The 25193-nt window shown below is 55.9% G+C and carries 19 protein-coding genes; 18 read left to right on the top strand and 1 reads right to left on the bottom strand.

Annotated features, from left to right (window positions below; all coding sequences use genetic code 11):
* Nucleotides 1-216 precede the first annotated feature (216 nt).
* The 12 genes from serC to ACMYSP_RS04215 all read left to right on the top strand — a co-directional run bounded on the left by serC (nt 217) and on the right by ACMYSP_RS04215 (nt 14365).
* Nucleotides 217-1305, top strand: coding sequence for a 3-phosphoserine/phosphohydroxythreonine transaminase (gene serC / locus ACMYSP_RS04270; RefSeq protein WP_434585724.1), 1089 nt, complete (start codon nt 217-219; stop codon nt 1303-1305).
* Between the two features lie 72 nt (nt 1306-1377).
* On the top strand, nt 1378-2661 hold the full coding sequence (gene aroA, locus ACMYSP_RS04265; protein WP_434585723.1) for a 3-phosphoshikimate 1-carboxyvinyltransferase: 1284 nt from the start codon (nt 1378-1380) through the stop codon (nt 2659-2661).
* A 209-nt stretch (nt 2662-2870) separates the two neighbouring features.
* Nucleotides 2871-3554: a (d)CMP kinase gene (gene cmk / locus ACMYSP_RS04260; RefSeq protein ID WP_434585722.1), complete on the top strand. Its 684-nt coding sequence runs from the start codon at nt 2871-2873 to the stop codon at nt 3552-3554.
* Between the two features lie 128 nt (nt 3555-3682).
* The gene (gene rpsA / locus ACMYSP_RS04255; RefSeq protein WP_004860074.1) at nt 3683-5356 is read left to right on the top strand and encodes a 30S ribosomal protein S1; all 1674 of its coding nucleotides are present in this window, start codon (nt 3683-3685) and stop codon (nt 5354-5356) included.
* Between the two features lie 150 nt (nt 5357-5506).
* Nucleotides 5507-5794, top strand: coding sequence for an integration host factor subunit beta (gene ihfB, locus ACMYSP_RS04250; RefSeq protein ID WP_004100704.1), 288 nt, complete (start codon nt 5507-5509; stop codon nt 5792-5794).
* Between the two features lie 211 nt (nt 5795-6005).
* Entirely contained in the window at nt 6006-8270 is a 2265-nt protein-coding gene (locus ACMYSP_RS04245; protein ID WP_434585721.1) for a ComEC family protein, read from the top strand.
* A 36-nt stretch (nt 8271-8306) separates the two neighbouring features.
* Nucleotides 8307-10055, top strand: coding sequence for a lipid A ABC transporter ATP-binding protein/permease MsbA (gene msbA / locus ACMYSP_RS04240; RefSeq protein WP_434585720.1), 1749 nt, complete (start codon nt 8307-8309; stop codon nt 10053-10055).
* Nucleotides 10052-11041: a tetraacyldisaccharide 4'-kinase gene (gene lpxK, locus ACMYSP_RS04235; RefSeq protein WP_434585719.1), complete on the top strand. Its 990-nt coding sequence runs from the start codon at nt 10052-10054 to the stop codon at nt 11039-11041. The genes msbA and lpxK overlap by 4 nt, the downstream gene beginning before the upstream one ends.
* 32 nt (nt 11042-11073) lie before the next feature.
* Nucleotides 11074-12303, top strand: a complete 1230-nt coding sequence (locus tag ACMYSP_RS04230; protein ID WP_434585718.1) for a winged helix-turn-helix domain-containing protein — start codon at nt 11074-11076, stop codon at nt 12301-12303.
* Between the two features lie 103 nt (nt 12304-12406).
* On the top strand, nt 12407-12589 hold the full coding sequence (ycaR, locus tag ACMYSP_RS04225) for a protein YcaR (RefSeq protein ID WP_123756174.1): 183 nt from the start codon (nt 12407-12409) through the stop codon (nt 12587-12589).
* Entirely contained in the window at nt 12586-13332 is a 747-nt protein-coding gene (gene kdsB / locus ACMYSP_RS04220) for a 3-deoxy-manno-octulosonate cytidylyltransferase (protein ID WP_434585717.1), read from the top strand. The genes ycaR and kdsB overlap by 4 nt, the downstream gene beginning before the upstream one ends.
* 139 nt (nt 13333-13471) lie before the next feature.
* A complete protein-coding gene (locus ACMYSP_RS04215) occupies nt 13472-14365 on the top strand; it encodes a YcbJ family phosphotransferase (protein ID WP_434585716.1) in 894 nt (297 codons plus the stop codon).
* Here ACMYSP_RS04215 and elyC read toward each other — a convergent pair.
* Nucleotides 14342-15121, bottom strand: a complete 780-nt coding sequence (gene elyC, locus ACMYSP_RS04210) for an envelope biogenesis factor ElyC (protein WP_434585715.1) — start codon at nt 15119-15121, stop codon at nt 14342-14344. The two genes, ACMYSP_RS04215 and elyC, sit on opposite strands and share 24 nt — an antisense overlap.
* A gap of 121 nt (nt 15122-15242) precedes the next feature.
* On the opposite strand from elyC, the gene cmoM reads away from it, so the two are divergent.
* The 6 genes from cmoM to ACMYSP_RS04180 all read left to right on the top strand — a co-directional run bounded on the left by cmoM (nt 15243) and on the right by ACMYSP_RS04180 (nt 25187).
* Entirely contained in the window at nt 15243-16022 is a 780-nt protein-coding gene (cmoM, locus tag ACMYSP_RS04205) for a tRNA uridine 5-oxyacetic acid(34) methyltransferase CmoM (protein WP_434585714.1), read from the top strand.
* A gap of 3 nt (nt 16023-16025) precedes the next feature.
* A complete protein-coding gene (mukF, locus tag ACMYSP_RS04200; protein ID WP_032688584.1) occupies nt 16026-17348 on the top strand; it encodes a chromosome partition protein MukF in 1323 nt (440 codons plus the stop codon).
* On the top strand, nt 17329-18033 hold the full coding sequence (gene mukE / locus ACMYSP_RS04195) for a chromosome partition protein MukE (RefSeq protein WP_123756179.1): 705 nt from the start codon (nt 17329-17331) through the stop codon (nt 18031-18033). The genes mukF and mukE overlap by 20 nt, the downstream gene beginning before the upstream one ends.
* Complete coding sequence (mukB, locus tag ACMYSP_RS04190) at nt 18033-22481, top strand: chromosome partition protein MukB (protein ID WP_123756180.1); 4449 nt, start codon at nt 18033-18035, stop codon at nt 22479-22481. Before mukE ends, mukB begins: the two co-directional genes overlap by 1 nt.
* Before the next feature lie 183 nt (nt 22482-22664).
* Nucleotides 22665-24455 (top strand): L,D-transpeptidase, encoded by a 1791-nt coding sequence (gene ldtD / locus ACMYSP_RS04185; protein ID WP_434585713.1) that lies wholly within the window; start codon nt 22665-22667, stop codon nt 24453-24455.
* Nucleotides 24456-24635: 180 nt separating this feature from the next.
* Nucleotides 24636-25187, top strand: coding sequence for a YcbK family protein (locus ACMYSP_RS04180; protein WP_123756250.1), 552 nt, complete (start codon nt 24636-24638; stop codon nt 25185-25187).
* The last annotated feature ends 6 nt before the right edge of the window (nt 25188-25193 follow it).

Here is a 25193-nt window from a genome sequence, read left to right as displayed (position 1 = left end):
TGCGTGTCACTGAATGATAAAACCGATATATACATCCTCTTTCCAACCGCCTCTTTGCTGGCTCAGTCTGCTTACCTTGGTTGCTAATCTCAGCACCTGGTCACGCCCGGACCTGTCATCTTGACGCGTGTGGAATGATGTGGTGCACCGATACAGGGATTACTGATAGCCCGCGGCGGTTCGCGAGCAAATAACATAGCAACGTGGTGAGGGGAAATGGCTCAGGTCTATAACTTTAGTTCGGGCCCGGCAATGCTGCCGGCGGAAGTTCTCAAACTGGCGCAGCAAGAACTGTGCAACTGGCAGGGGCTGGGTACGTCGGTGATGGAGATCAGCCACCGTGGTAAAGAGTTTATCCAGGTGGCCGAGACGGCGGAACAGGATTTTCGCGATCTGCTCAATATCCCTTCCAACTACAAAGTTTTATTCTGCCACGGCGGCGGCCGCGGGCAGTTTGCCGGTGTTCCGCTGAACCTGCTCGGCGATAAAACCACCGCTGACTATGTTGATGCCGGCTACTGGGCAGCCAGCGCGATCAAAGAAGCGAAAAAATATTGTTCACCGAACAGCATTGACGCCAAAGTGACGGTTGATGGCCTGCGTGCGGTGAAACCAATGAGCGAATGGCAACTGACGCCGGGTGCAGCTTATCTGCACTATTGCCCGAATGAAACCATCGACGGCATCGCGATTAATGAAACGCCGAATTTTGCCGACGACGTGGTTGTTGCGGCGGACTTCTCCTCCACCATTCTGTCTTCCCCTATCGATGTCAGCCGTTATGGCGTGATCTACGCCGGCGCGCAGAAAAACATCGGTCCGGCTGGCCTGACGCTGGTGATTGTGCGTGAAGATCTGCTGGGTAAAGCCAGCATTGCTTGTCCTTCCATCCTTGACTACTCCGTACTGGATGCCAACGACTCGATGTTCAACACCCCGCCGACCTTTGCCTGGTACCTGGCTGGCCTGGTGTTCAAATGGCTGAAAGAGCAGGGCGGTGTTGCTGCAATGGATAACATCAACCAGCAAAAAGCCGATTTACTCTACGGCATCATCGATAACAGCGGCTTCTATCGCAACGACGTTGCCGCAGCTAATCGCTCGCGTATGAACGTGCCGTTCCAGCTGGCTGACAGCGCGCTGGATAAGCTGTTCCTTGAAGAGTCCTTCGCTGCGGGTCTGCATGCCCTGAAAGGCCACCGCGTGGTTGGTGGAATGCGTGCCTCTATCTATAACGCAATGCCGCTGGCGGGCGTGAAGGCACTGACCGACTTTATGCAGGACTTTGAACGCCGCCACGGTTGATCGCTGTTCTGTTTTTCATCCCCGCAGCCGGTCTGCGGGGTTTTTATTCTGTTTGTTTGAGAGTTAAGTCTGATGGAATCCCTGACGTTACAACCCATTGCGCGAGTAGATGGCACCGTAAACCTGCCTGGGTCAAAAAGTGTCTCTAACCGCGCTTTGCTGCTGGCGGCATTAGCCCGTGGCACCACGGTGCTGACCAACCTGCTGGACAGCGACGATGTTCGCCACATGCTGAATGCCCTGAGCGCCCTGGGAGTTCATTACACCCTGTCTTCTGACCGTACCCGCTGTGACGTTGTCGGTAACGCCGGGCCGCTGCAGGCCGGTAATGCCCTCGAGCTGTTCCTCGGTAATGCCGGAACGGCCATGCGTCCGCTGGCGGCGGCGCTGTGCCTCGGCAGTAACGATATCGTGCTGACTGGCGAACCGCGCATGAAAGAGCGCCCGATTGGTCATCTGGTGGATGCCCTTCGCCAGGGTGGCGCGCAGATTGATTATCTGGAGCAGGAAAACTATCCGCCTCTGCGCCTGCGTGGCGGTTTTGCCGGTGGTCAGGTTGAAGTAGACGGCAGCGTCTCCAGCCAGTTCCTGACCGCGCTGCTGATGGCAGCCCCGTTGGCGCCGCAGGATACCGTTATCGCCATTAAAGGCGAACTGGTGTCAAAACCGTATATCGATATCACGCTGCACCTGATGAAAACCTTCGGCGTTGAGGTCGAAAACCAGGCCTACCAGCGTTTCGTGGTTAAGGGCAATCAGCAGTACCAGTCGCCGGGTGATTACCTGGTTGAAGGGGATGCCTCATCGGCGTCGTACTTCCTCGCCGCGGGGGCGATTAAAGGCGGTACGGTGAAAGTGACCGGTATTGGCCGTAACAGCGTTCAGGGCGATATTCGCTTTGCTGACGTGCTGGAAAAAATGGGCGCGACCGTGACCTGGGGCGACGATTTTATTGCCTGCACGCACGGCGAACTGAACGCCATCGATATGGATATGAATCATATTCCGGATGCGGCAATGACCATTGCCACCGCGGCGCTGTTTGCAAAAGGGACCACCACGTTACGTAACATCTATAACTGGCGCGTCAAAGAGACCGACCGTCTGTTTGCGATGGCAACAGAGCTGCGTAAAGTGGGCGCCGAAGTGGAAGAGGGAGAGGATTACATCCGCATTACACCTCCGTCGACGCTGCAGTTTGCGGAGATCGGCACCTATAACGATCATCGTATGGCGATGTGTTTCTCGCTGGTGGCGCTTTCCGATACGCCGGTGACGATTCTCGATCCGAAGTGTACGGCGAAAACCTTCCCGGATTACTTCGAGCAGCTGGCTCGTATCAGCACCCTGGCGTAATGTGTCTCGGTAAAACGTAAAACGTAAAACAAAAAGTAAAACATTGTCATCTCCCGGGCTGATATTCCATCAGCCCGCTATAATTGCGCAATTCTTCTGCGATCCTTTTCTGGTAGTCCGTAATTTGCAAGCAATGCTCACTTTCCCGCGTATAGATGCGTATAATGCGCGGCGTTTACATTCTATGTGCCTTGCTGAAGGAGAAAAAGATGACGGCAACGATTCCGGTAATCACCATTGATGGGCCTGGCGGTGCGGGTAAGGGCACATTGTGCAAGGCAATGGCAGAAGCGCTGGGCTGGCATCTGCTGGATTCCGGTGCCATCTATCGTGTGCTGGCACTTGCCGCGCTGCATCACCATGTAGATGTTGAATCTGAAGAGGCGCTGGTGCCGCTGGCCGCGCATCTGGACGTGCGTTTTATCTCCACTGACGGCAGCCTGGAAGTGGTGCTTGAGGGGGAAGACGTCAGCGGCGAGATCCGTACCCAGGAAGTCGCCAATACCGCCTCAAAAGTGGCGGCGTTTCCACGCGTGCGTGAAGCCTTATTGCGTCGCCAGCGTGCGTTCCGCGAATTGCCGGGCCTGATCGCCGACGGACGCGACATGGGAACCGTGGTATTTCCCGATGCGCCAGTGAAAATTTTCCTCGATGCATCCGCTGAAGAGCGCGCCCATCGGCGCATGCTGCAGTTGCAGGATAAGGGCTTTAGTGTTAACTTTGAACGTCTTTTGTCCGAGATAAAAGAGCGTGACGATCGCGACCGCAATCGCAGCGTGGCGCCGCTTGTCCCGGCCGCTGATGCTTTAGTTCTCGATTCGACTGAACTAAACATTGAGCAAGTAATTGAAAAAGCGCTACACTATGCGCGCGAAAAACTGGCTGTCGCCTGATCGTTAAGCGACGCGGCCTCCGAATTATAGCAGTACCCCCGCAGCAATGGAGTGTTAGCGGGTATGTTAAACAACCCCATCCGGCACGGAGCCAGGTGGACGTTAAATATGAAACCTGAAGATTAAACATGACTGAATCTTTTGCTCAACTATTTGAAGAATCCTTAAAAACAATCGAAACCCGTCCGGGTTCCATCGTTCGTGGTGTTGTTGTTGCTATCGACAAAGATATCGTACTGGTTGACGCCGGTCTGAAATCTGAGTCTGCCATTCCGGCAGAGCAGTTCAAAAACGCCCAGGGCGAGCTGGAAATCCAGGTTGGTGACGAAGTTGACGTTGCTCTGGATGCAGTAGAAGACGGCTTCGGTGAAACCCTGCTGTCCCGTGAGAAAGCTAAACGTCACGAAGCTTGGATCACGCTGGAAAAAGCTTACGAAGAAGCTGAAACTGTAGTCGGTGTCATCAACGGCAAAGTTAAAGGTGGCTTCACTGTTGAGCTGAATGGTATTCGCGCGTTCCTGCCAGGTTCCCTGGTTGACGTTCGTCCAGTTCGCGACACGCTGCACCTGGAAGGCAAAGAGCTTGAGTTCAAAGTAATCAAGCTGGATCAGAAGCGTAACAACGTTGTTGTTTCCCGTCGTGCTGTTATCGAATCCGAAAACAGTGCAGAACGCGATCAGCTGCTGGAAAACCTGCAGGAAGGCATGGAAGTCAAAGGTATCGTTAAGAACCTCACTGACTACGGCGCATTCGTTGATCTGGGCGGCGTTGACGGCCTGCTGCACATCACCGACATGGCGTGGAAACGCGTTAAGCACCCGAGCGAAATCGTAAACGTTGGCGACGAAATCACTGTTAAAGTGCTGAAGTTCGACCGCGAGCGTACTCGTGTATCTCTGGGCCTGAAACAGCTGGGCGAAGATCCGTGGGTAGCTATCGCTAAGCGTTATCCGGAAGGTACCAAACTGACCGGTCGCGTGACCAACCTGACCGACTACGGCTGCTTCGTTGAAATCGAAGAAGGCGTTGAAGGCCTGGTTCACGTTTCCGAAATGGATTGGACCAACAAAAACATCCACCCGTCCAAAGTTGTTAACGTTGGCGACGTAGTGGAAGTTATGGTTCTGGATATCGACGAAGAACGTCGTCGTATCTCCCTGGGTCTGAAGCAGTGCAAAAACAACCCGTGGCAGCAGTTTGCGGAAACCCACAACAAGGGCGACCGTGTTGAAGGTAAAATCAAGTCTATCACTGACTTCGGTATCTTCATCGGCCTGGACGGCGGCATCGACGGCCTGGTTCACCTGTCTGACATCTCCTGGAACGTTGCAGGCGAAGAAGCAGTTCGTGAATACAAAAAAGGCGACGAAATCGCAGCAGTTGTTCTGCAGGTTGACGCAGAGCGTGAGCGTATCTCCCTGGGCGTTAAACAGCTCGCAGAAGATCCGTTCAACAACTGGGTTGCACTGAACAAGAAAGGCGCAATCGTAAACGGTAAAGTCACTGCAGTTGACGCTAAAGGCGCAACCGTAGAACTGGCTGACGGCGTTGAAGGTTACCTGCGCGCTTCTGAAGCTTCCCGCGACCGCGTTGAAGATGCAACTCTGGTTCTGAGCGTTGGCGACGACGTTGAAGCTAAGTTCACCGGCGTTGATCGTAAAAACCGCGCAATCAGCCTGTCTGTTCGTGCTAAAGACGAAGCTGATGAGAAAGATGCAATCGCAACTGTTAACAAACAGGAAGATGCAAACTTCTCTAACAACGCAATGGCTGAAGCTTTCAAAGCAGCTAAAGGCGAGTAATCTTAGTCATTCAGGTTATAACAACCTGAATTATGACGAGTTTACTTGACAGATTGCAGGATTCGTCCTGTAATCATGCACAAAGGGCGGCTACGGCCGCCCTTGTTTAAAGCAGTTAGCTAATTTGCCTTGAAGGAAACCGGAGGAATAATGACCAAGTCCGAATTGATAGAAAGACTTGCCAGCCAGCAATCTCACATTCCTGCGAAAGCGGTTGAAGATGCTGTTAAAGAGATGCTGGAGCATATGGCCTCAACGCTTGCTCAAGGTGAGCGCATTGAAATCCGCGGTTTCGGCAGCTTCTCTTTGCATTATCGAGCACCTCGCACCGGGCGTAACCCGAAAACTGGCGATAAAGTCGAACTGGAAGGTAAGTACGTTCCTCACTTTAAGCCTGGGAAAGAACTACGCGACCGCGCCAATATTTACGAAGAGTAAGTCTCGCCACACGGCGACTACGTACTCCGAAGATAAAAAAAGCACCTGACCGGTGCTTTTTTTATGCCTGCAATTTGCTGCTCCTCGCAATTCGTACTCCGCTTTTGCAGTAATCCGGCCAACGCTGCGGAAACCGCAATCCAGAATCGTAGAAAGGCAGCTGACGCTCTCTCTCATTCACGTAATACTTCCCGCCAACAGGGAGGTCACCATGCGTTTATCACAGCTGGCAGCGTGCGTCATAACCGGAATATTCCCGCTGTTGGTACTGCCGGTGTTGCCGACGCTGACCGCCGTTCAGGGATGCATCCTCGGGGCCATCGCGCTCTCTTTTTCACGCCACGGTGTCTTACGCTACCTGGCGCTGACTATCCTCTTTTTTGCATGGGGTGTGCTGAGCGCTCACCAGGCACTCTGGCCAACCCGCGCATTAGCCGGTAGCCACCCGTCAGTTGAGATAACGCTGACCGCAACCGACGCCGGGACAACCCATCAGGGGATTATCACCCATGTGAACGGGCAGCGGCTGTTTCCGGCCCCGGGTGTTACGCTGTATGGCAATCCTCTTCCCATTGCGCCTTGTGCCGGGCAGCGCTGGAAGATGGCGGTCCGGCTTCGTCCGGTCCATAGCCAGCTTAATGCTGGAGGCTTTGACAGCCAGCGCTACGCGCTATCACAGCATCGTTCTCTGAGCGGCCGCTTCACCTCAGCGCAAGCTATCGACCCTGAATGCAGCTATCGGGCGCGTTTTCTGGCATCGCTAGGTCGTACCCTTGAGACGTTCCCCTGGCAGTCGGTGATCCTCGGACTCGGCATGGGGGAGAGGCTGGTGATACCCGGGGAGATCAAACGCCTGATGCAAGAGACCGGAACATCACACCTGATGGCGATCTCTGGTCTGCATATCGCGTTAGGCGCACTGCTGGGTGGAGTAGCTGTACGTGGCCTACAGTTCTTTTTTCCTTGCCGATGGATCAACTGGAAAACGCCGTTACTCGCAGGCCTGATCTGTGCGCTCGGTTACGCCTGGTTGACCGGAATGCAGCCGCCGGCCCTGCGGACCTGTATTGCTCTGGGCACGGCGGCAGGTTTGCGATTATTCGGCAAACGCTGGTCGCCCTGGCAGGTGTGGTTATGCTGTATCGGTGCGATTCTGCTTGCCGACCCGCTGGCGGTGTTATCGGACAGCCTGTGGCTTTCAGCATTTGCCGTCGCAACGCTGATTTTCTGGTATCAGGTTGTGCCCGTGTCGTTGCACAGCTGGCGCTGGCCGCTCCGACAGATACTGGCATTAAGCCACCTGCAGCTTGGCCTGATGTTTTTACTGCTGCCGATTCAGATTGTTATTTTCCACGGTATCAGTCTGACCTCCTGGCTGGCTAATCTTATTGCCGTGCCGCTGGTCACCTTTGTTATCGTTCCCTGTATTCTGGTAGCCATGTTGCTGCATCTCAGTGGTCCCGTGGTTATCGAGATGGCGTTATGGGCGCTGGCCGATCGCCTGCTGGCCGGATTATTCTGGTTTTTACGTCAGTTACCGTCAGGGTGGCTGAGCCTGGATTTTCGCTGGGCAGGGGTGAGCCTGTTGCCCTGGCTGTTGCTCCTTATCTGGCGTTTTCATGCCTGGCGTTCGCTCCCGGCGCTGTGCTTCAGCAGCACGGTGCTGTTGAGCTGGCCTTTTTGGCGTCCGTTGCCGCAAGGGGAGTGGCGGGTCACGATGCTTGATGTCGGGCAGGGACTGGCACTGGTTATCGAACGCGAAGGCGCGGCGATTCTCTATGATACCGGGCTGGCCTGGCCCGGTGGCGATAGCGGGCAGCAGATTATTATCCCGTGGCTGCGCTGGCATAACCTGCTCCCTGAGGGGGTTATTTTAAGTCATGAGCACCTCGATCACCGTGGTGGACTGAATTCACTGTTGAAGGCCTGGCCCGGCCTGTGGATCCGCAGTCCGCTTGGCTGGCAGGGACATCTCCCGTGCCGGCGAGGTGAAAGCTGGCGCTGGCAGGGATTGACCTTTCGTGCACTCTGGCCGCTCCCAGGGGCAAACACGGCGGGCAATAATCGCTCCTGCGTGGTGCGCATTGACGATGGCAAACACAGCATTCTGTTAACCGGAGATATTGAAATTCAAGCAGAACGAGCCATGATGAGTCACTACTGGCAGCATCTTGCGTCTACACTTATCCAGGTCCCGCATCATGGCAGCAATACATCGTCTTCCCTCGCGCTGTTGCAGCGGGTTGGCGGAGCGGCGGCGCTGGCTTCGGTGTCGCGATACAATGCCTGGCGCATGCCATCAGATAAGGTTGTGCAGCGCTACCGGCAGCAAGGTTACCGGTGGCTCGATACGCCCCATCAGGGGCAAATAACGGTTATTTTTTCCGCAGAAAGCTGGCAAATCCACGGCTTACGAGATCAACTTTTACCGCGTTGGTATCATCAGTGGTTTGGCGAGACCGTGGATAACGGGTAGAATATGCGGCTATTTCAACATAAGCTGGTTTATTGAATGCAGAACGATAAAGATCTCTCCACGTGGCAGACCTTCCGCCGACTTTGGCCGATTATAGCGCCATTTAAACCCGGACTGATCGTCGCGGCAGTTGCGTTAGTCTTTAACGCAGCGAGTGATACCTTCATGCTATCGCTTCTTAAACCGTTACTGGATGATGGTTTTGGTAAAACGGATCGCTCGGTGCTGCTATGGATGCCGCTGGTGGTGATTGGCCTGATGGTGCTGCGTGGCATCACCAGCTACATTTCAAGTTATTGTATTTCCTGGGTTTCCGGAAAAGTGGTCATGACGATGCGTCGTCGCCTGTTCAGCCATATGATGGGAATGCCGGTCTCTTTCTTTGATAAGCAGTCCACGGGGACGTTGCTGTCACGTATTACCTATGACTCCGAGCAGGTGGCGTCGTCTTCTTCCAGCGCGTTGATTACCGTGGTGCGTGAAGGCGCCTCGATCATCGGTCTGTTTGTGATGATGTTCTATTACAGCTGGCAGCTGTCGCTGATTCTCATTGTGCTGGCGCCTATCGTCTCCATCGCAATCCGTGTGGTCTCCAAGCGTTTTCGTAATATCAGTAAAAATATGCAGAATACGATGGGGCAGGTGACCACCAGCGCTGAACAGATGCTGAAAGGCCATAAAGAAGTGCTGATGTTTGGCGGCCAGGGCGTAGAAACCAAACGTTTTGATAAGGTCAGCAACAAAATGCGTTTGCAGGGGATGAAAATGGTCTCCGCCTCGTCAATCTCTGATCCTATCATTCAGCTGATTGCCTCGCTGGCGCTGGCGTTTGTCCTCTACGCGGCGAGCTTCCCAAGCGTGATGGAAACGCTGACCGCCGGTACGATCACCGTGGTGTTCTCTTCGATGATCGCGCTGATGCGTCCGCTGAAATCGCTGACTAACGTCAACGCCCAGTTCCAGCGCGGTATGGCGGCCTGCCAGACGCTGTTTGCTATCCTCGATTCCGAACAGGAAAAAGACGAAGGTAAGCTGGTGATTGAGCGTGCGAAGGGCAACCTTGAGTTCAACAATGTCACCTTCACCTACCCAGGGCGTGAAACGCCGGCGCTGCGCAATATCGATCTGAGCATTCAGGAAGGCAAAACGGTTGCTCTGGTCGGGCGTTCCGGGTCGGGTAAATCGACCATCGCCAGCCTGATTACCCGCTTTTATGATATCGATGAAGGCCAGATTAAGCTGGATGGTCACGATCTGCGTGAATATACCCTGGCCTCGCTGCGTAATCAGGTGGCGCTGGTGTCGCAAAACGTGCATCTGTTCAACGATACCGTGGCGAACAACATCGCCTATGCTCGTACGGATGAGTACAGCCGCGAGCAGATAGAAGAAGCCGCGCGGATGGCCTATGCGATGGACTTTATCAGCAAAATGGATAACGGCCTTGATACCGTTATTGGTGAGAATGGCGTTCTGCTCTCTGGCGGTCAACGTCAGCGTATTGCCATCGCGCGAGCGCTGCTGCGTAACAGCCCGATTCTGATCCTCGACGAAGCAACCTCGGCGCTGGATACCGAATCTGAACGCGCCATCCAGGCGGCACTGGACGAACTGCAAAAAAACCGCACTTCGCTGGTGATTGCGCACCGTCTGTCTACCATCGAGCAAGCCGACGAAATCGTCGTGGTAGAAGATGGTCGTATCGTAGAACGTGGTAGTCATGCCGATCTGCTGGAACATCGTGGCGTCTATGCCCAACTGCATAAGATGCAGTTTGGCCAATGATTGCCCGAATCTGGTCCGGTGAGTCGCCGTTATGGCGGCTGTTGCTCCCGCTCTCCTGGCTTTATGGCCTGGTGAGCGGGCTGATTCGCCTCAGCTATCGGCTGGGGCTGAAGAAAGCCTGGCGCGCGCCGGTTCCAGTGGTGGTTGTCGGTAACCTGACTGCCGGGGGCAACGGTAAGACTCCGGTAGTTATCTGGCTGGTGGAGCAGCTCAAGCAGCGCGGCATTCGTGTTGGTGTGGTTTCCCGCGGCTATGGCGGGAAAGCGGCAAGCTATCCGTTGCTGCTGAGCTCCAACACCAGTACCGCCGAGGCCGGTGACGAACCGGTTCTGATTTTCCAACGTACCGGGGCGCCGGTTGCCGTCTCGCCGGTTCGTAGCGATGCGGTAAGCGCTCTGCTTGCGGCCCACGATCTCCAGCTCATTGTTACCGATGATGGCCTGCAGCACTATAAGCTGGCGCGGGACAAAGAAATTGTGGTGATTGACGGCGTGCGTCGTTTTGGTAATGGCTGGTGGCTACCGGCAGGACCGATGCGCGAACGCGCGTCACGCCTGCAGAGCGTCGACGCCATCATCGTGAACGGCGGCGTGGCGCGAATGGGAGAGATCCCGATGCAGCTGCGTCCGGGGCTGGCGGTGAATTTACTCAGCGGTGAACGGCGTGACGTGGCCTCCTTCGACAATGTGGTCGCTATGGCCGGAATCGGCCATCCTCCGCGGTTCTTCGCCACCCTGGAAAGCTGCGGCGTACTGCCGGTGAAAACCGTGGCGTTGGCAGACCATCAGGCGCTGACCCAGGCGAGCGTTTCCGCTCTCGTAACGGCCCAGCAAACGCTGCTGATGACTGAAAAAGACGCAGTGAAATGCCGCGGTTTTGCCGAAGCGAACTGGTGGTATTTGCCCGTCGACGCCATAATGGCGGATGAACGCGCTCAGCAGCTGCTGACGGAACTGGTCGCGCTGGCGCAACGTAAGCCTCAATAACGCTGTGCCGGAGTCCTTCACGGAGAACCTGCATGTCGGTATTACAACTTTCACTTAAAGATGCCCGCCATCTCCATCTTGCGGCGCAGGGATTACTGAAAACACCCCGGCGCCGTGCTCGTGCCAGCGATATTCTCCCCACCATCCAGCAGATGTCACTGCTGCAGATCGATACCATCAACGTCGTTGCCCGCAGCCCCTATCTGGTGCTCTTTAGCCGTCTCGGGAACTATTCGCCAGCCTGGCTGGAAGAGGCGTTACGCAGCGGCGAACTGATGGAGTACTGGGCCCATGAAGCCTGCTTTTTACCCCGCAGCGATTTCGCCCTGGTACGCCACCGCATGCTGACGCCGGATAATATGGGCTGGAAATACCACAAAGGATGGATGGCTGAACACGCTGCTGACATTCAACAGTTGCTGGAGCATATAGCGCACAACGGCCCGGTACGTTCCGCTGATTTTGAACACCCGCGCAAAGGTACCAGCGGCTGGTGGGAGTGGAAGCCGCATAAACGCCATCTGGAAGGGCTGTTTACCGCCGGGAAAGTCATGGTTGTAGAACGACGTAATTTTCAGCGGGTGTACGACCTGACGCATCGGGTAATGCCGCACTGGGACGATGAGCGCGATGCGCTGTCGCAGGCCGATGCCGAAGCACTGATGTTGCGTAATAGCGCCCGCAGCCTCGGTATTTTCCGTCCCCAGTGGCTGGCAGACTATTACCGGCTACGTCAGCCCGCATTACCGACGCTGCTCAAGCGCTGGCAGGACGAGGGAGTGGTGACGCCGGTGAACGTTGAAGACCTGGGCGAAATGTGGCTCCATCACGAAACACGAGCGCTGCTTGAATCCACGCCCGGTGGCAAACTCACTGCCAGCCATAGCGCCGTGCTCTCACCGTTTGACCCGGTGGTCTGGGACCGTAAACGCGCCGAACAGCTATTCAATTTCAGCTATCGTCTTGAGTGCTACACCCCGGCGCCTAAACGTCAGTATGGTTACTTTGTCCTGCCGTTGCTGCATCAGGGCAAACTGGTGGGCAGAATGGATAGCAAAGTGCATCGTAAAACCGGGATACTGGAAATTATCTCGCTGTGGCTGGAAGAGGGAGTAAAGGTTAGCGCCGGGCTGGAAAAAGGGCTGATACGTGCAATAGAAGCCTTTGCCCTCTGGCAGTCGGCACAACAGGTGACCCTGGGACGTTTGCCGCCAGGACTGTTTGCTGACCGGCGCGAGGGCTGGGAAATAGCCTCAGCCTGAACCCCTGGCAATGGCTCACGCAGCCATTGCCGCAAACGGATCCCTGAGCTTGTCATCATGTGATATGCTGCTGCGGAATCTATTCGGTCCATCAGGAGGAACTATGGATCACCGTTTATTAGAAATCATCGCCTGTCCTGTCTGCAACGGTAAACTCTACTACAGCCAGGATAAGCAAGAGCTGATCTGTAAAATTGACAGCCTGGCCTTTCCGCTGCGTGACGGCATTCCCGTATTGCTGGAAACCGAAGCCCGCGCATTAGCCGTCGGAGAGAGCCACTCATGAGTTTCGTGGTCATTATTCCTGCCCGTTTTGCCTCCACACGTTTACCCGGAAAACCGTTACAGGATATCAACGGTAAGCCGATGATCGTGCACGTGCTCGAACGCGCGCGTGAGTCCGGGGCTGAACGTATTATCGTCGCGACGGATCATGATGAGGTGGCGCGTGCGGTAGAAGCCGCCGGAGGCGAAGTGTGCATGACGCGCGCTGACCATCAGTCCGGCACTGAACGTCTGGCCGAGGTTGTCGAAAAATGCGGCTTTAGTGACGACACCATCATCGTCAATATTCAGGGTGATGAACCCATGATTCCACCGGCGATTGTGCGTCAGGTGGCAGCGAATCTGGCGGCCAATACCTGCGGTATGGCGACGCTCGCGGTGCCGATTCATGATGCCGAAGAGGCCTTCAACCCCAATGCGGTGAAAGTGGTGATGGACGAGCAGGGCTACGCGCTCTACTTCTCCCGAGCCACGATCCCGTGGGATCGCGATCGTTTTGCGCAGTCTCGCGAGACCATTGGCGATTCGTTGTTACGTCATATCGGGATTTACGGTTATCGCGCCGGCTTTATCCGTCGCTACGTCAGCTGGGCGCCAGGCCCGCTGGAGCAGATTGAAATGCTGGAGCAGCTGCGCGTGCTGTGGTACGGCGAAAAAATCCATGTTGCGGTGGCTGAAGTGGTTCCCGGCACCGGTGTCGATACGCCGGAAGATCTGGCCCGCGTTCGCGCAGAGCTACGATAATCTCCTCATCCCCTCCATCGCGAGGGGATATCCTCACGCTGTTTTTCCATATTTTTTACCCCAAATTTGATCTCACCCGATGACATCCCTGCGGCTGGCGCTCATTATGAAACCAGTAGTATTCACAGGGGTAATCTGAATGGAACAGTTGCGAACCGAACTGAGCCACCTGCTGGGAGAAAAGCTCAGCCGCGTGGAGTGTGTCAGCGAGAAGCCCTTGTCGGCGCTATGGTCGCTCTACGATGCACAGGGAAATCCGTTACCGCTGCTGGCGAGGAGCTTCACCACGCCCGGCATTGCCCGCCAGCTGGCCTGGAAAATATCGATGCTTGCACGCAGCGGCACCGCGCGGATGCCGGTGGTGTACGGGGTGTTAACTCATGAAGAGCATCCCGGGCCTGATGTGCTGTTGATTGAGCGACTGCGCGGCGTTTCCGTGGAGGCGCCAGCCCGGACGCCGCAACGCTGGGACCAACTACAGGAGCAGATCGTTGAAGCCCTGTTGGCCTGGCACCGTCATGACAGCGGTGGTTGTGTTGGTATGGTCGACAGCACACAGGAAAATCTGTGGTCGAACTGGTATCGCCAGCGGGTAGAGATGCTGTGGAGTACGCTAAACCTGTATCAGGACACCGGCCTGACGATGCAGGACAAACGGATCCTGTTCCGCTCCCGGGAGTGCCTCCCGGCGCTATTTGAAGATTTCAGTGATAACTGCGTGCTGGTGCACGGGAGCTTTACGCTGCGCAGTATGTTGAAAGACCCGCGTAGCGATCAGCTGCTGGCAATGGTTGGGCCGGGCATGATGCTCTGGGCGCCACGTGAATACGAGCTGTTCCGACTGTCTGACGGCGGGCAGGCGGAACAACTGCTGTGGCATTATCTGCGCCGTGCGCCCGTGTCAGAATCTTTCGTATGGCGGCGCTGGCTCTATTTGCTGTGGGATGAGGTGGACAACCTGGTCAATACCGGGCGCTTTGACCGCACCCGGTTTGATCTGGCGGCTAAATCACTCCTGCCCTGGCTCGCCTGATACCCCTTTTAGCCACTGCCAGAGGCGTCCCAGCGTTTCGTACCCGACACGATCGCTGTGCATCAGCCATACCGGCGACGGGATCGCGCGCTCCCACGGGTTGAGCGGCGATTCAATCGCCAGCTGATTAGCCGGCGCCGGCAGCGGATTGAGCCCGGCATGGCGGAAGAAAATCATCGCTCTGGGTAAATGCGACGCGGAAGTCACCAGCAGGAAAGGAGCATCACCGATGGCCTGTTTGACCGCGGCGGCTTCCTCTTCCGTATCTTTCGGGCTATCGAGAACCATTATTTCGCTGCGTGGGACGCCAAGGCTTTGCGCCACTCTGGCACCGGCTTCAGCCGTGCTGACCGGGTTGGTTTTCGCCGCGGCGCCGGTAAAGATCATCTTCGCTCCCGGATTTTCCTGCCACAGTCGGATCCCTTCAGCCAGTCGCGGCAGGCTGTTGTTGATCAGGTTGGAGCTGGGTGCCCAGTCAGGATTCCAGGTATACCCGCCGCCGAGCACCACCACATACTGAACCCGTTCGCTGCCGCGCCATGTTGGATACTTGTCCTCGATAGGCTTGAGCAAACCATCGGCCACCGGCTGCAGACTAAGTGCAACCAACAGCAACCAGCCAACGCTGACGCATACTTTTCCGGTTCGCTGGAAACGGCTGAACCACAGCAGCGCGATGCCTGCGGCAATCAGCAACAGCAACAGGGGAAGCGGCAGCATCATGCCGCCGAAATACTTTTTCAGAGTAAAAAGCATGCCAGGTGGTTCCTTTTTTAACCATATAACCAAAGTTATGCCCGGATCTTATAACAGATCGCTACATTCTCCGCGTGGGTATGACAAAATAGCGGTTTTGTTTTGGCAGGTGGGGTCGCCGGTGAAGGATCGTAATTTCGATGACATGGCTGAAAAGTTTTCGCGCAATATCTACGGCACCACCAAGGGCGAACTGCGCCAGGCGATCCTCTGGCAGGATCTCCACCCGTTACTGAGCCAGCTCGGCCCAGGACCGCTCCGGGTCCTGGATGCGGGCGGCGGGGAAGGCCAGACGGCGGTAAAAGTGGCGGAAATGGGCCATCATGTGACGTTGTGCGATCTCTCTGGCGAAATGGTGGCTCGCGCCCGACAGGCGGCTGTCGATAAAGGTGTGATCGACAACATGCATTTTGTACAATGCGCTGCTCAGGATATTGCGCAGCATTTGGAAACCCCGGTCGATCTGATACTGTTTCATGCGGTACTGGAGTGGGTGGCTGAACCGCAGGAGATGCTGCGTGCGCTGTGGTCCGTTGTCAGACCCGGCGGTGCATTGTCGCTAATGTTCTACAATGCTAACGGTCTGCTGATGCACAATATGGTGGTCGGAAACTTCGACTACGTACAGCTTGGCATGCCGAAAAAGAAAAAACGCACGTTGTCGCCGGACTATCCGCGCTCACCGCAGCAGGTTTATGGCTGGCTGGAAGAGCAGGGCTGGCACATTACCGGGAAAACCGGCGTGCGGGTGTTTCATGATTATCTGCGTGAAAAACGCAAACAGCGCGACGATTTTGCGGCGCTGCTGGAGCTGGAGACGCGCTACTGTCGCCAGGAGCCGTATATCAGCCTGGGTCGCTACATTCATGTCACAGCGCTTAAGCCGCAGATGCAAGGATAAACTATGAGTGAATTTTCCCAGACAGTCCCCGAACTGGTTGCCTGGGCCAGAAAAAATGATTTTTCTATTTCGCTGCCGGTAGACAGACTCTCTTTTCTGCTGGCGGTTGCTACGCTGAACGGCGAGCGGCTCGAAGGGGAAATGACTGAGGGAGAACTGGTGGATGCGTTCCGCCACGTCAGTGATGCGTTTGAGCAGACCAGCGAAACCATCAGCCAGCGCGCCAATAACGCGATTAACGATATGGTGCGCCAGCGTCTGCTGAACCGCTTTACCAGCGAAATTACGGAAGGTAATGCCATTTATCGCCTGACGCCGTTGGGTATCGGCATTACCGACTACTATATTCGCCAACGCGAATTCTCTACTCTGCGCCTGTCTATGCAGCTGTCGATCGTTGCCGGTGAGCTTAAGCGCGCCGCCGATTCCGCTGAAGAGGGCGGCGATGAGTTTCACTGGCATCGCAACGTCTTTGCGCCGTTGAAATACTCGGTGGCTGAGATTTTCGACAGTATCGACCTGACGCAGCGCATCATGGATGAGCAGCAGCAGCTGGTTAAAGATGATATCGCTCAGCTGTTGAATAAAGACTGGCGTGCGGCGATCTCCAGCTGTGAACTGCTGCTGTCAGAAACCTCAGGTACGCTGCGTGAGCTGCAGGATACGCTGGACGCCGCGGGCGACAAGCTCCAGGCAAACCTGTTGAGAATTCAGGACGCGACAATCGCGCGCGATGATTTGCATTTTGTTGACCGCCTGGTTTTCGATCTGCAAAGCAAACTCGACCGCATCGTCAGCTGGGGCCAACAGGCTATCGACCTGTGGATCGGCTACGATCGTCACGTCCATAAATTTATCCGTACCGCTATCGATATGGATAAAAACCGCGTGTTCGCTCAGCGTCTGCGCCAGTCGATTCAAACCTATTTTGATGCGCCGTGGGCATTGACTCACGCCAGCGCCGATCGTCTGCTGGATATGCGTGATGAAGAGATGGCGCTGCGCGACGAAGAGGTCACCGGGGAACTTCCGGCCGATCTGGAGTACGAAGAGTTTAACGAAATTCGCGAACAGCTTGCCGCGCTGATTGAAGCGCAGCTGGTGGTCTATAAAGACAAAGGTGTGCCGCTGGATCTGGGTCTGGTGGTGCGCGAATATCTGGCGCAGTATCCGCGAGCTCGCCATTTTGATGTGGCGCGAATCGTTGTCGATCAGGCCGTTCGCCTGGGCGTCGCACAAGCAGATTTCACCGGACTGCCGGCAAAATGGCAGCCGATTAATGATTACGGAGCCAAGGTACAGGCGCATGTCATCGACAAATATTGAACAAGTGATGCCAGTTAAACTGGCGCAGGCGTTGGGCAATCCGTTATTTCCGGCGCTGGATAGCGCCTTGCGTGCAGGCCGCCATGTGGGTCTGGACGAGCTGGATAATCACGCATTTTTGATGGATTTCCAGGACTACCTGGAAGAATTTTACGCTCGCTATAACGTTGAGCTGATTCGCGCGCCGGAAGGGTTTTTCTATCTGCGCCCGCGTTCCACCACGTTGATTCCGCGTTCCGTGCTGTCCGAGCTGGATATGATGGTGGGCAAAATTCTTTGCTATCTCTACCTCAGCCCGGAGCGTCTGGCCAATGAAGGGATCTTTACCCAACAGGAGCTGTACGATGAGCTGCTGAGCCTGGCCGACGAAGCCAAGTTGCTGAAGCTGGTAAACAACCGCTCCACCGGTTCAGATCTCGACCGCCAGAAGCTGCAGGAAAAAGTCCGCGCCTCGCTCAACCGTCTGCGCCGTCTGGGCATGGTCTGGTTTATGGGCCATGACAGCAGCAAATTCCGCATTACCGAATCGGTCTTCCGCTTTGGCGCTGACGTGCGCGTGGGCGACGATCCGCGCGAAGCGCAGCTGCGTATGATTCGCGACGGCGAAGCGATGGCGCTGGAAAATCATCTGCAGCTTCATGACGAAAATGAAGAGCATCAGCCGGATAGCGGGGAGGAAGAGTAATGATTGAACGCGGTAAATTTCGCTCGCTAACGCTGGTTAACTGGAACGGCTTTTTTGCCCGAACCTTCGATCTGGATGAGCTGGTCACGACCCTCTCCGGCGGTAACGGTGCCGGGAAATCAACCACCATGGCGGCCTTCGTCACGGCGTTGATCCCTGACCTGACCCTGCTGCACTTCCGTAACACCACCGAGGCCGGCGCCACCAGCGGTTCGCGCGATAAAGGCCTGCACGGTAAGCTGCGTGCCGGGGTCTGTTATTCAGTGCTGGACGTTATCAACTCCCATCATCAACGCGTAGTCGTGGGCGTGCGCCTGCAGCAAATCGCCGGTCGCGATCGTAAAGTGGATATCAAGCCCTTTGCGATCCAGGGGCTGCCGATGGCGATTCAGCCAACCCAGCTGCTGACCGAGACCCTGAACGAACGCCAGGCGCGTGTTCTGAGCCTCAATGAGCTGAAAGAGAAGCTCGAAGCGATGGAAGGTGTGCAGTTTAAGCAGTTCAACTCGATTACCGATTATCATTCGCTAATGTTCGATCTGGGCGTGGTCGCCCGTCGTTTACGCTCGGCCTCGGATCGTAGTAAATACTATCGCCTGATTGAAGCCTCGCTGTATGGCGGCATCTCCAACACCATTACCCGCTCGCTGCGCGACTATCTGTTGCCGGAAAACAGCGGCGTGCGTAAGGCGTTCCAGGACATGGAAGCCGCGCTGCGTGAAAACCGCATGACGCTTGAAGCGATCCGGGTGACGCAGTCCGATCGTGACCTGTTTAAACACCTGATCAGCGAAGCGACGAACTACGTGGCGGCGGACTACATGCGCCACGCCAACGAACGCCGGGTGCATCTGGACAAAGCGCTGGAGTACCGTCGCGACCTGTTTACCTCACGGGCGCAGCTGGCGGCAGAGCAGTACAAGCACGTCGATATGGCCCGCGAACTGCAGGAGCATAACGGCGCAGAGGGCGATCTGGAAGCCGATTATCAGGCTGCCAGCGACCATCTGAATCTGGTGCAAACCGCGCTGCGTCAGCAGGAAAAAATCGAGCGCTATGAAGCGGACCTCGAAGAGCTGCAGATTCGTCTTGAAGAGCAGAATGAAGTGGTTGCAGAAGCGACCGATCTGCAGGAAGAGAACGAAGCCCGCGCAGAAGCTGCTGAACTGGAAGTGGATGAGCTGAAAAGCCAGCTTGCTGACTACCAGCAGGCGCTGGACGTGCAGCAGACCCGGGCGATTCAGTACAACCAGGCGCTGCAGGCGCTGGAGCGAGCAAAAGCGCTGTGCCATTTGCCGGATTTAACCCCGGAAAGCGCCGGTGAATGGCTGGAGACCTTCCAGGCGAAAGAGCAAGAAGCGACGGAGAAAATGCTGTCGCTGGAACAAAAAATGAGCGTCGCGCAAACGGCGCACGGTCAGTTTGAACAGGCTTATCAGCTGGTGGCGGCGATTAATGGCCCACTGGCGCGAAATGAAGCCTGGGACATCGCGCGGGAACTGCTGCGTGATGGCGTGAATCAGCGACATCATGCCGAGCAAGCGCAAGGGCTGCGCAGCCGACTGACCGAGCTGGAACAGCGCCTGCGCGAACAGCAGGATGCCGAACGTCAGCTGAGCGATTTCTGCAAGCGCCAGGGTAAACGTTACGACTTTGACGAGCTGGAAGCCCTGCATCAGGAGCTGGAAGCGCGTATTGCGTCGTTGTCCGATAGCGTCTCTTCCGCCAGCGAGCAGCGCATGAACCTGCGCCAGGAGCTGGAGCAGCTGCAGTCGCGCACCCAGTCTCTGCTGCGTCGCGCGCCGGTCTGGCTGGCGGCACAGAACAGCCTTAACCAGCTCTGCGAGCAGAGCGGCGAACAGTTTGAATCGAGCCAGGACGTCACCGAATATCTGCAGCAGCTGCTGGAGCGCGAGCGCGAAGCGATTGTTGAGCGTGACGAAGTTGGCGCACGTAAACGGGCCATTGACGAAGAGATCGAGCGTCTCAGTCAGCCTGGCGGTTCTGAAGACCCGCGTCTTAATGCGCTGGCGGAACGTTTTGGCGGCGTGCTGTTGTCGGAAATCTATGACGATGTCAGCCTCGAAGATGCGCCGTACTTCTCCGCACTGTACGGCCCGTCACGCCATGCGATCGTGGTACCGGATCTGTCGCAGATCACCGAACATCTTGAAGGGCTGGAAGATTGCCCGGAAGATCTCTATCTGATCGAAGGCGATCCGCAGTCATTCGATGACAGCGTATTCAGCGTCGATGAGATGGAAAAAGCGGTGGTGGTTAAGGTCGCCGATCGCCAATGGCGTTATTCACGCTTCCCGACGCTGCCGCTGTTTGGTCGCGCCGCACGTGAAAGCCGCATCGAGAGTCTGCACGCCGAACGTGAAGATTTATCCGAGCGTTTTGCGACTCTCTCTTTTGATGTGCAGAAAACGCAGCGTCAGCATCAGGCCTTCAGCCGCTTTATCGGCAGCCATCTGGCGGTCGCCTTCGAAGACGATCCGGAAGAAGAAATCCGCAAGCTCAACAGCCGCCGTGGCGAGCTGGAGCGCGCGCTGACGACGCACGAAAGTGATAATCAGCAGAACCGGGTGCAGTTTGAGCAGGCGAAAGAGGGCGTGTCAGCCCTTAACCGTCTGTTGCCGCGTCTTAGCCTGCTGGCGGACGACACGCTGGCTGACCGGGTGGACGAAATCCAGGAACGTCTGGATGAAGCCCAGGAAGCGGCGCGCTTTATTCAGCAGCACGGTAATCAGCTGGCGAAGCTGGAGCCGATCGTTTCGGTACTGCAAAGCGATCCGGAACAGTTTGAACAGCTGAAAGAAGACTATCTCTATTCGCAGCAGACGCAGCGTGATGCGCGTCAGCAGGCGTTTGCGCTGAGCGAAGTGGTGCAGCGTCGCGCCCACTTCAGCTACTCCGACTCGGCGGAAATGCTGAGCGGTAACAGCGATCTGAACGAAAAACTGCGCCAGCGTCTGGAGCAGGCTGAAACGGAACGTAGCCGCGCCCGTGAGGCAATGCGCAGCCATTCTGCGCAGCTCAACCAGTACAATCAGGTACTGGCCTCGCTGAAAAGCTCTTATGACACCAAAAAAGAGCTGCTGGGCGATCTGTATAAAGAGCTGCAGGAGATCGGCGTTCGTGCCGATAGCGGTGCGGAAGAACGCGCCCGTTCGCGTCGCGATGAGCTGCATACGCAGTTAAGCAACAACCGCGCACGCCGTAACCAGCTCGAGAAAGCGCTGACCTTCTGCGAAGCGGAAATGGACAACCTGACCCGCAAGCTGCGTAAGCTTGAGCGCGACTACTGTGAAATGCGTGAGCAGGTAGTGAGTGCCAAAGCGGGCTGGTGTGCGGTCATGCGTCTGGTGAAAGACAACGGCGTCGAACGCCGCCTGCACCGTCGCGAGCTGGCCTATCTCTCTGCGGATGAACTGCGTTCGATGTCGGATAAAGCCCTTGGTGCGCTGCGTCTGGCGGTGTCGGATAACGAACACCTGCGCGATGTGCTGCGTGTTTCGGAAGATCCAAAACGTCCTGAGCGTAAAATTCAGTTCTTCGTCGCCGTTTATCAGCATCTGCGCGAGCGTATCCGTCAGGATATTATTCGCACCGATGACCCGGTTGAAGCGATTGAACAGATGGAGATTGAGCTCAACCGTCTGACGGAAGAACTGACTAACCGCGAACAGAAGCTGGCCATTAGCTCCCGCAGCGTCGCCAACATCATTCGTAAGACCATCCAGCGCGAGCAGAACCGTATCCGTATGCTCAACCAGGGTCTGCAGAGCGTCTCCTTCGGGCAGGTCAACAGCGTGCGGCTGAATGTCAACGTACGGGAAACCCATTCGACGCTGCTTGACGTGTTGTCTGAACAGCATGAACAGCATCAGGATTTGTTTAACAGTAACCGTCTGACCTTCTCCGAAGCGCTGGCGAAACTGTATCAACGCCTGAATCCGCAGATTGATATGGGGCAACGCACGCCGCAGACCATCGGCGAGGAGCTGCTCGACTACCGCAACTATCTGGAGATGGAAGTGGAAGTCAACCGTGGTTCAGACGGCTGGCTGCGCGCGGAATCCGGTGCGCTGTCGACCGGGGAAGCGATCGGTACCGGGATGTCAATTCTGGTGATGGTTGTGCAGAGCTGGGAAGACGAGTCTCGCCGTCTGCGCGGAAAAGACCTGTCGCCATGCCGTCTGCTGTTCCTCGACGAAGCGGCGCGTCTCGATGCCCGCTCTATCGCCACGCTGTTTGAGCTGTGCGAGCGTCTCGAGATGCAGCTGATTATTGCCGCGCCGGAAAACATCAGTCCGGAAAAAGGCACTACCTACAAACTCGTGCGTAAAGTGTTTAATAATCACGAACACGTCCACGTGGTCGGGCTGCGCGGTTTCGCCGCCCAGCTGCCGGAAACGCTGCCGGGAACGGCGGATGCTTCCTGAAAGGGATGATTGATAGATAAAAGGGCGACATGATGTCGCCCTTTTTGTTGTCGGATCTGCTACCGTAACGTTGTATAATCTTTAAACTTCTTTACATTTGGGAAAGCAAAAGCGCTTTCGCCTTCATATACTGAGAGTAAGCCCTAATTTGTGGGCAGCAATGTGTCAACAGGGGGGCAAGGGATGTTGCTAAAGAAACGATATGGTTGTTCATTGTCAGCGCTGAGTTTGAGCCTGGCTCTGGCATTTGCTCCACTGTTCAATGCCCAGGCCGAAGAGCCTGAAGTCGTACCAACGGACAGCTCCGCAACTTTAGGAGAGCTGTCGTCTGCGCTAAGCCAGAGCGTCGGCCAGTCGGCGGCGGTCGCTAAAATGGCCGGTGAACAGCCTCAGGCTGCCGGTGCCGTAGAGAAAAGTCGCGCCGATATGACAGCACTGCTGCCGGCGGGCTATCAGCCAGTGTTTATGAATCCGCTGGTGGCGCTGTATGCGGCCAGGGACATGAAACCGATGTGGGAGAACCGCGAGGCGGTTCAGGCCTTCCAGCAGCAGCTGGCTGAGGTTGCTATCGCCGGGTTTCAACCGCAGTTCACCACCTGGGTGAGCCTGCTGACCGATCCGGCGGTCAGCGGCATGGCACGTGATATCGTGCTGTCTGACGCCATGATGGGCTACCTGCATTTTATCAGCGGCATTCCGGTACAGGGGAATCGTTGGCTGTATGGCACCAGGCCGTACACGATGGCGACGCCACCGCTGTCGGTGATTAATCAGTGGCAGCTGGCACTGGATAACGGCGCGCTGGTGCCGTTTATTGCCGGGCTGGCACCAACGCATCCGCAATATGAGGCAATGCACCGCGCGCTGCTGTCGCTGGTGGCGGATTCGCGTCCGTGGCCGCAGTTGACCAGCACGACCTCGCTGCGACCGGGCGAGTGGAGTAATGATATTGGCGCGCTGCGTGAAATCTTACAGCGCAACGGTATGCTCGACGATGCGGCTAACATTGCCTTGCCGGGAGATGTCGTCAGCCCGTCGGCGGTGAAGAAGGGTAAAGCAGCGACGCGCGGGGTCTACGACCGTCAGCTCGTCGACGCGGTGAAACGTTTTCAGGCATGGCAGGGGCTGGGCGCCGATGGCGTCATTGGTCAATCGACACGCGACTGGCTGAACGTCTCGGCGGCCCAACGCGCTGGAGTGCTGGCGTTAAATATTCAACGCTTACGCTTGCTGCCGGGCAAACTGTCGACCGGCATTATGGTAAATATTCCGGCGTTTTCACTGGTTTATTATCAGGATGGCAGCCAGGTTCTGGCATCGCGGGTGATCGTCGGTCGCCCGGATCGTAAAACGCCGATGATGAGCAGCGCGCTGAATAACGTGGTGGTTAACCCGCCGTGGAACGTCCCGCCAACGCTGGCGCGCAAAGATATTCTGCCGAAGGTGCGTAACGACCCCGGTTATCTTGAACAGCACGGTTATACCGTGATGCGCGGCTGGAACAGTAAAGAGGCGATCGATCCGTACCGGGTTGACTGGTCGACGATCACCGAAAACAATTTGCCGTTCCGTTTCCAGCAGGCGCCAGGTGCACGTAATTCATTGGGCCGCTATAAGTTCAACATGCCAAGCTCTGATGCCATCTATCTGCACGATACGCCGAACCATAACCTGTTCCAGAAAGATGTCCGGGCGTTAAGCTCTGGCTGCGTGCGGGTAAATAAAGCTTCTGAACTGGCGAATATGCTGCTGCAGGATGCGGGCTGGAACGACTCGCGGATTTCTGATGCGCTGAAGCAGGGCGACACTCGCTATGTGAATATCCGTCAAAATATTCCGGTCAATCTTTACTATTTAACGGCGTTCGTCGGGGCTGATGGCCGCATGCAATATCGTACAGATATTTACAATTACGATCTCACCGCGCGATCTGGCGCACAAATTCTGCCAAAAGCGGAACAATTAATCAGGTAAATGAAGTAGTTCAACCAAATTTGTTGTCCTAATACGTGGTAAAAACAGGCTCTGTGCGTCTACAGGGCCTGTGTTTACTGGGGTTAGGCTACCTTGACGTTGGCAATAATGCCCGGTAAGGTGCCTTTCGTGCGCCAGAAGTGCATATATTCGATTCATTTACTTGTAGACCTGATTATCATGGACAAATTTGACGCTAATCGCCGCAAACTGCTGGCGTTAGGCGGGGCTGCGCTCGGTGCTGCAGCCATTCTGCCTGCGCCGGCATTTGCCACCCTCTCGACCCCCCGACCGCGTATTCTGACGTTGAATAACCTGCACACTGGTGAATCACTCAAGGCGGAGTTTTTCGATGGCAGAGGCTATATTCAGGATGAATTAGCAAGACTTAATCATTTCTTCCGCGATTTCCGCGCGAATAAAATTAAGACTATCGATCCGAGTTTGTTTGATCACCTCTATCGTCTGCAGGGATTACTTGGCACCAATAAACCTGTCCAGCTTATCTCTGGCTATCGTTCTCTCGATACCAATGACGAGCTTCGCGCACGAAGCCGTGGTGTGGCTAAACATAGCTATCACACCAAGGGTCAGGCCATGGATTTTCATATTGAAGGCATTTCGTTAAGCAATGTTCGCAAAGCGGCGTTATCTATGGGCGCAGGTGGTGTAGGATACTACCCACGTAGCAATTTTGTGCATATTGATACCGGTCCGGTCAGGCACTGGTAACGAAAG

This window comes from Klebsiella sp. R390, assembly GCF_051131745.1.
GTDB lineage: Bacteria > Pseudomonadota > Gammaproteobacteria > Enterobacterales > Enterobacteriaceae > Klebsiella.
This window is presented reverse-complemented; position numbering and strand designations above follow the sequence as displayed.

Bases quoted from the DNA above. Each gene is read 5' to 3' on its own strand.
- serC (WP_434585724.1), top strand. From the start codon at position 217: ATGGCTCAGGTCTATAACTTTAGTTCGGGCCCGGCAATGCTGCCGGCG.
- aroA (WP_434585723.1), top strand. From the start codon at position 1,378: ATGGAATCCCTGACGTTACAACCCATTGCGCGAGTAGATGGCACCGTA.
- cmk (WP_434585722.1), top strand. From the start codon at position 2,871: ATGACGGCAACGATTCCGGTAATCACCATTGATGGGCCTGGCGGTGCG.
- rpsA (WP_004860074.1), top strand. From the start codon at position 3,683: ATGACTGAATCTTTTGCTCAACTATTTGAAGAATCCTTAAAAACAATC.
- ihfB (WP_004100704.1), top strand. From the start codon at position 5,507: ATGACCAAGTCCGAATTGATAGAAAGACTTGCCAGCCAGCAATCTCAC.
- ACMYSP_RS04245 (WP_434585721.1), top strand. From the start codon at position 6,006: ATGCGTTTATCACAGCTGGCAGCGTGCGTCATAACCGGAATATTCCCG.
- msbA (WP_434585720.1), top strand. From the start codon at position 8,307: ATGCAGAACGATAAAGATCTCTCCACGTGGCAGACCTTCCGCCGACTT.
- lpxK (WP_434585719.1), top strand. From the start codon at position 10,052: ATGATTGCCCGAATCTGGTCCGGTGAGTCGCCGTTATGGCGGCTGTTG.
- ACMYSP_RS04230 (WP_434585718.1), top strand. From the start codon at position 11,074: ATGTCGGTATTACAACTTTCACTTAAAGATGCCCGCCATCTCCATCTT.
- ycaR (WP_123756174.1), top strand. From the start codon at position 12,407: ATGGATCACCGTTTATTAGAAATCATCGCCTGTCCTGTCTGCAACGGT.
- kdsB (WP_434585717.1), top strand. From the start codon at position 12,586: ATGAGTTTCGTGGTCATTATTCCTGCCCGTTTTGCCTCCACACGTTTA.
- ACMYSP_RS04215 (WP_434585716.1), top strand. From the start codon at position 13,472: ATGGAACAGTTGCGAACCGAACTGAGCCACCTGCTGGGAGAAAAGCTC.
- elyC (WP_434585715.1), bottom strand. From the start codon at position 15,121: ATGCTTTTTACTCTGAAAAAGTATTTCGGCGGCATGATGCTGCCGCTT.
- mukF (WP_032688584.1), top strand. From the start codon at position 16,026: ATGAGTGAATTTTCCCAGACAGTCCCCGAACTGGTTGCCTGGGCCAGA.
- mukE (WP_123756179.1), top strand. From the start codon at position 17,329: ATGTCATCGACAAATATTGAACAAGTGATGCCAGTTAAACTGGCGCAG.
- mukB (WP_123756180.1), top strand. From the start codon at position 18,033: ATGATTGAACGCGGTAAATTTCGCTCGCTAACGCTGGTTAACTGGAAC.
- ldtD (WP_434585713.1), top strand. From the start codon at position 22,665: ATGTTGCTAAAGAAACGATATGGTTGTTCATTGTCAGCGCTGAGTTTG.
- ACMYSP_RS04180 (WP_123756250.1), top strand. From the start codon at position 24,636: ATGGACAAATTTGACGCTAATCGCCGCAAACTGCTGGCGTTAGGCGGG.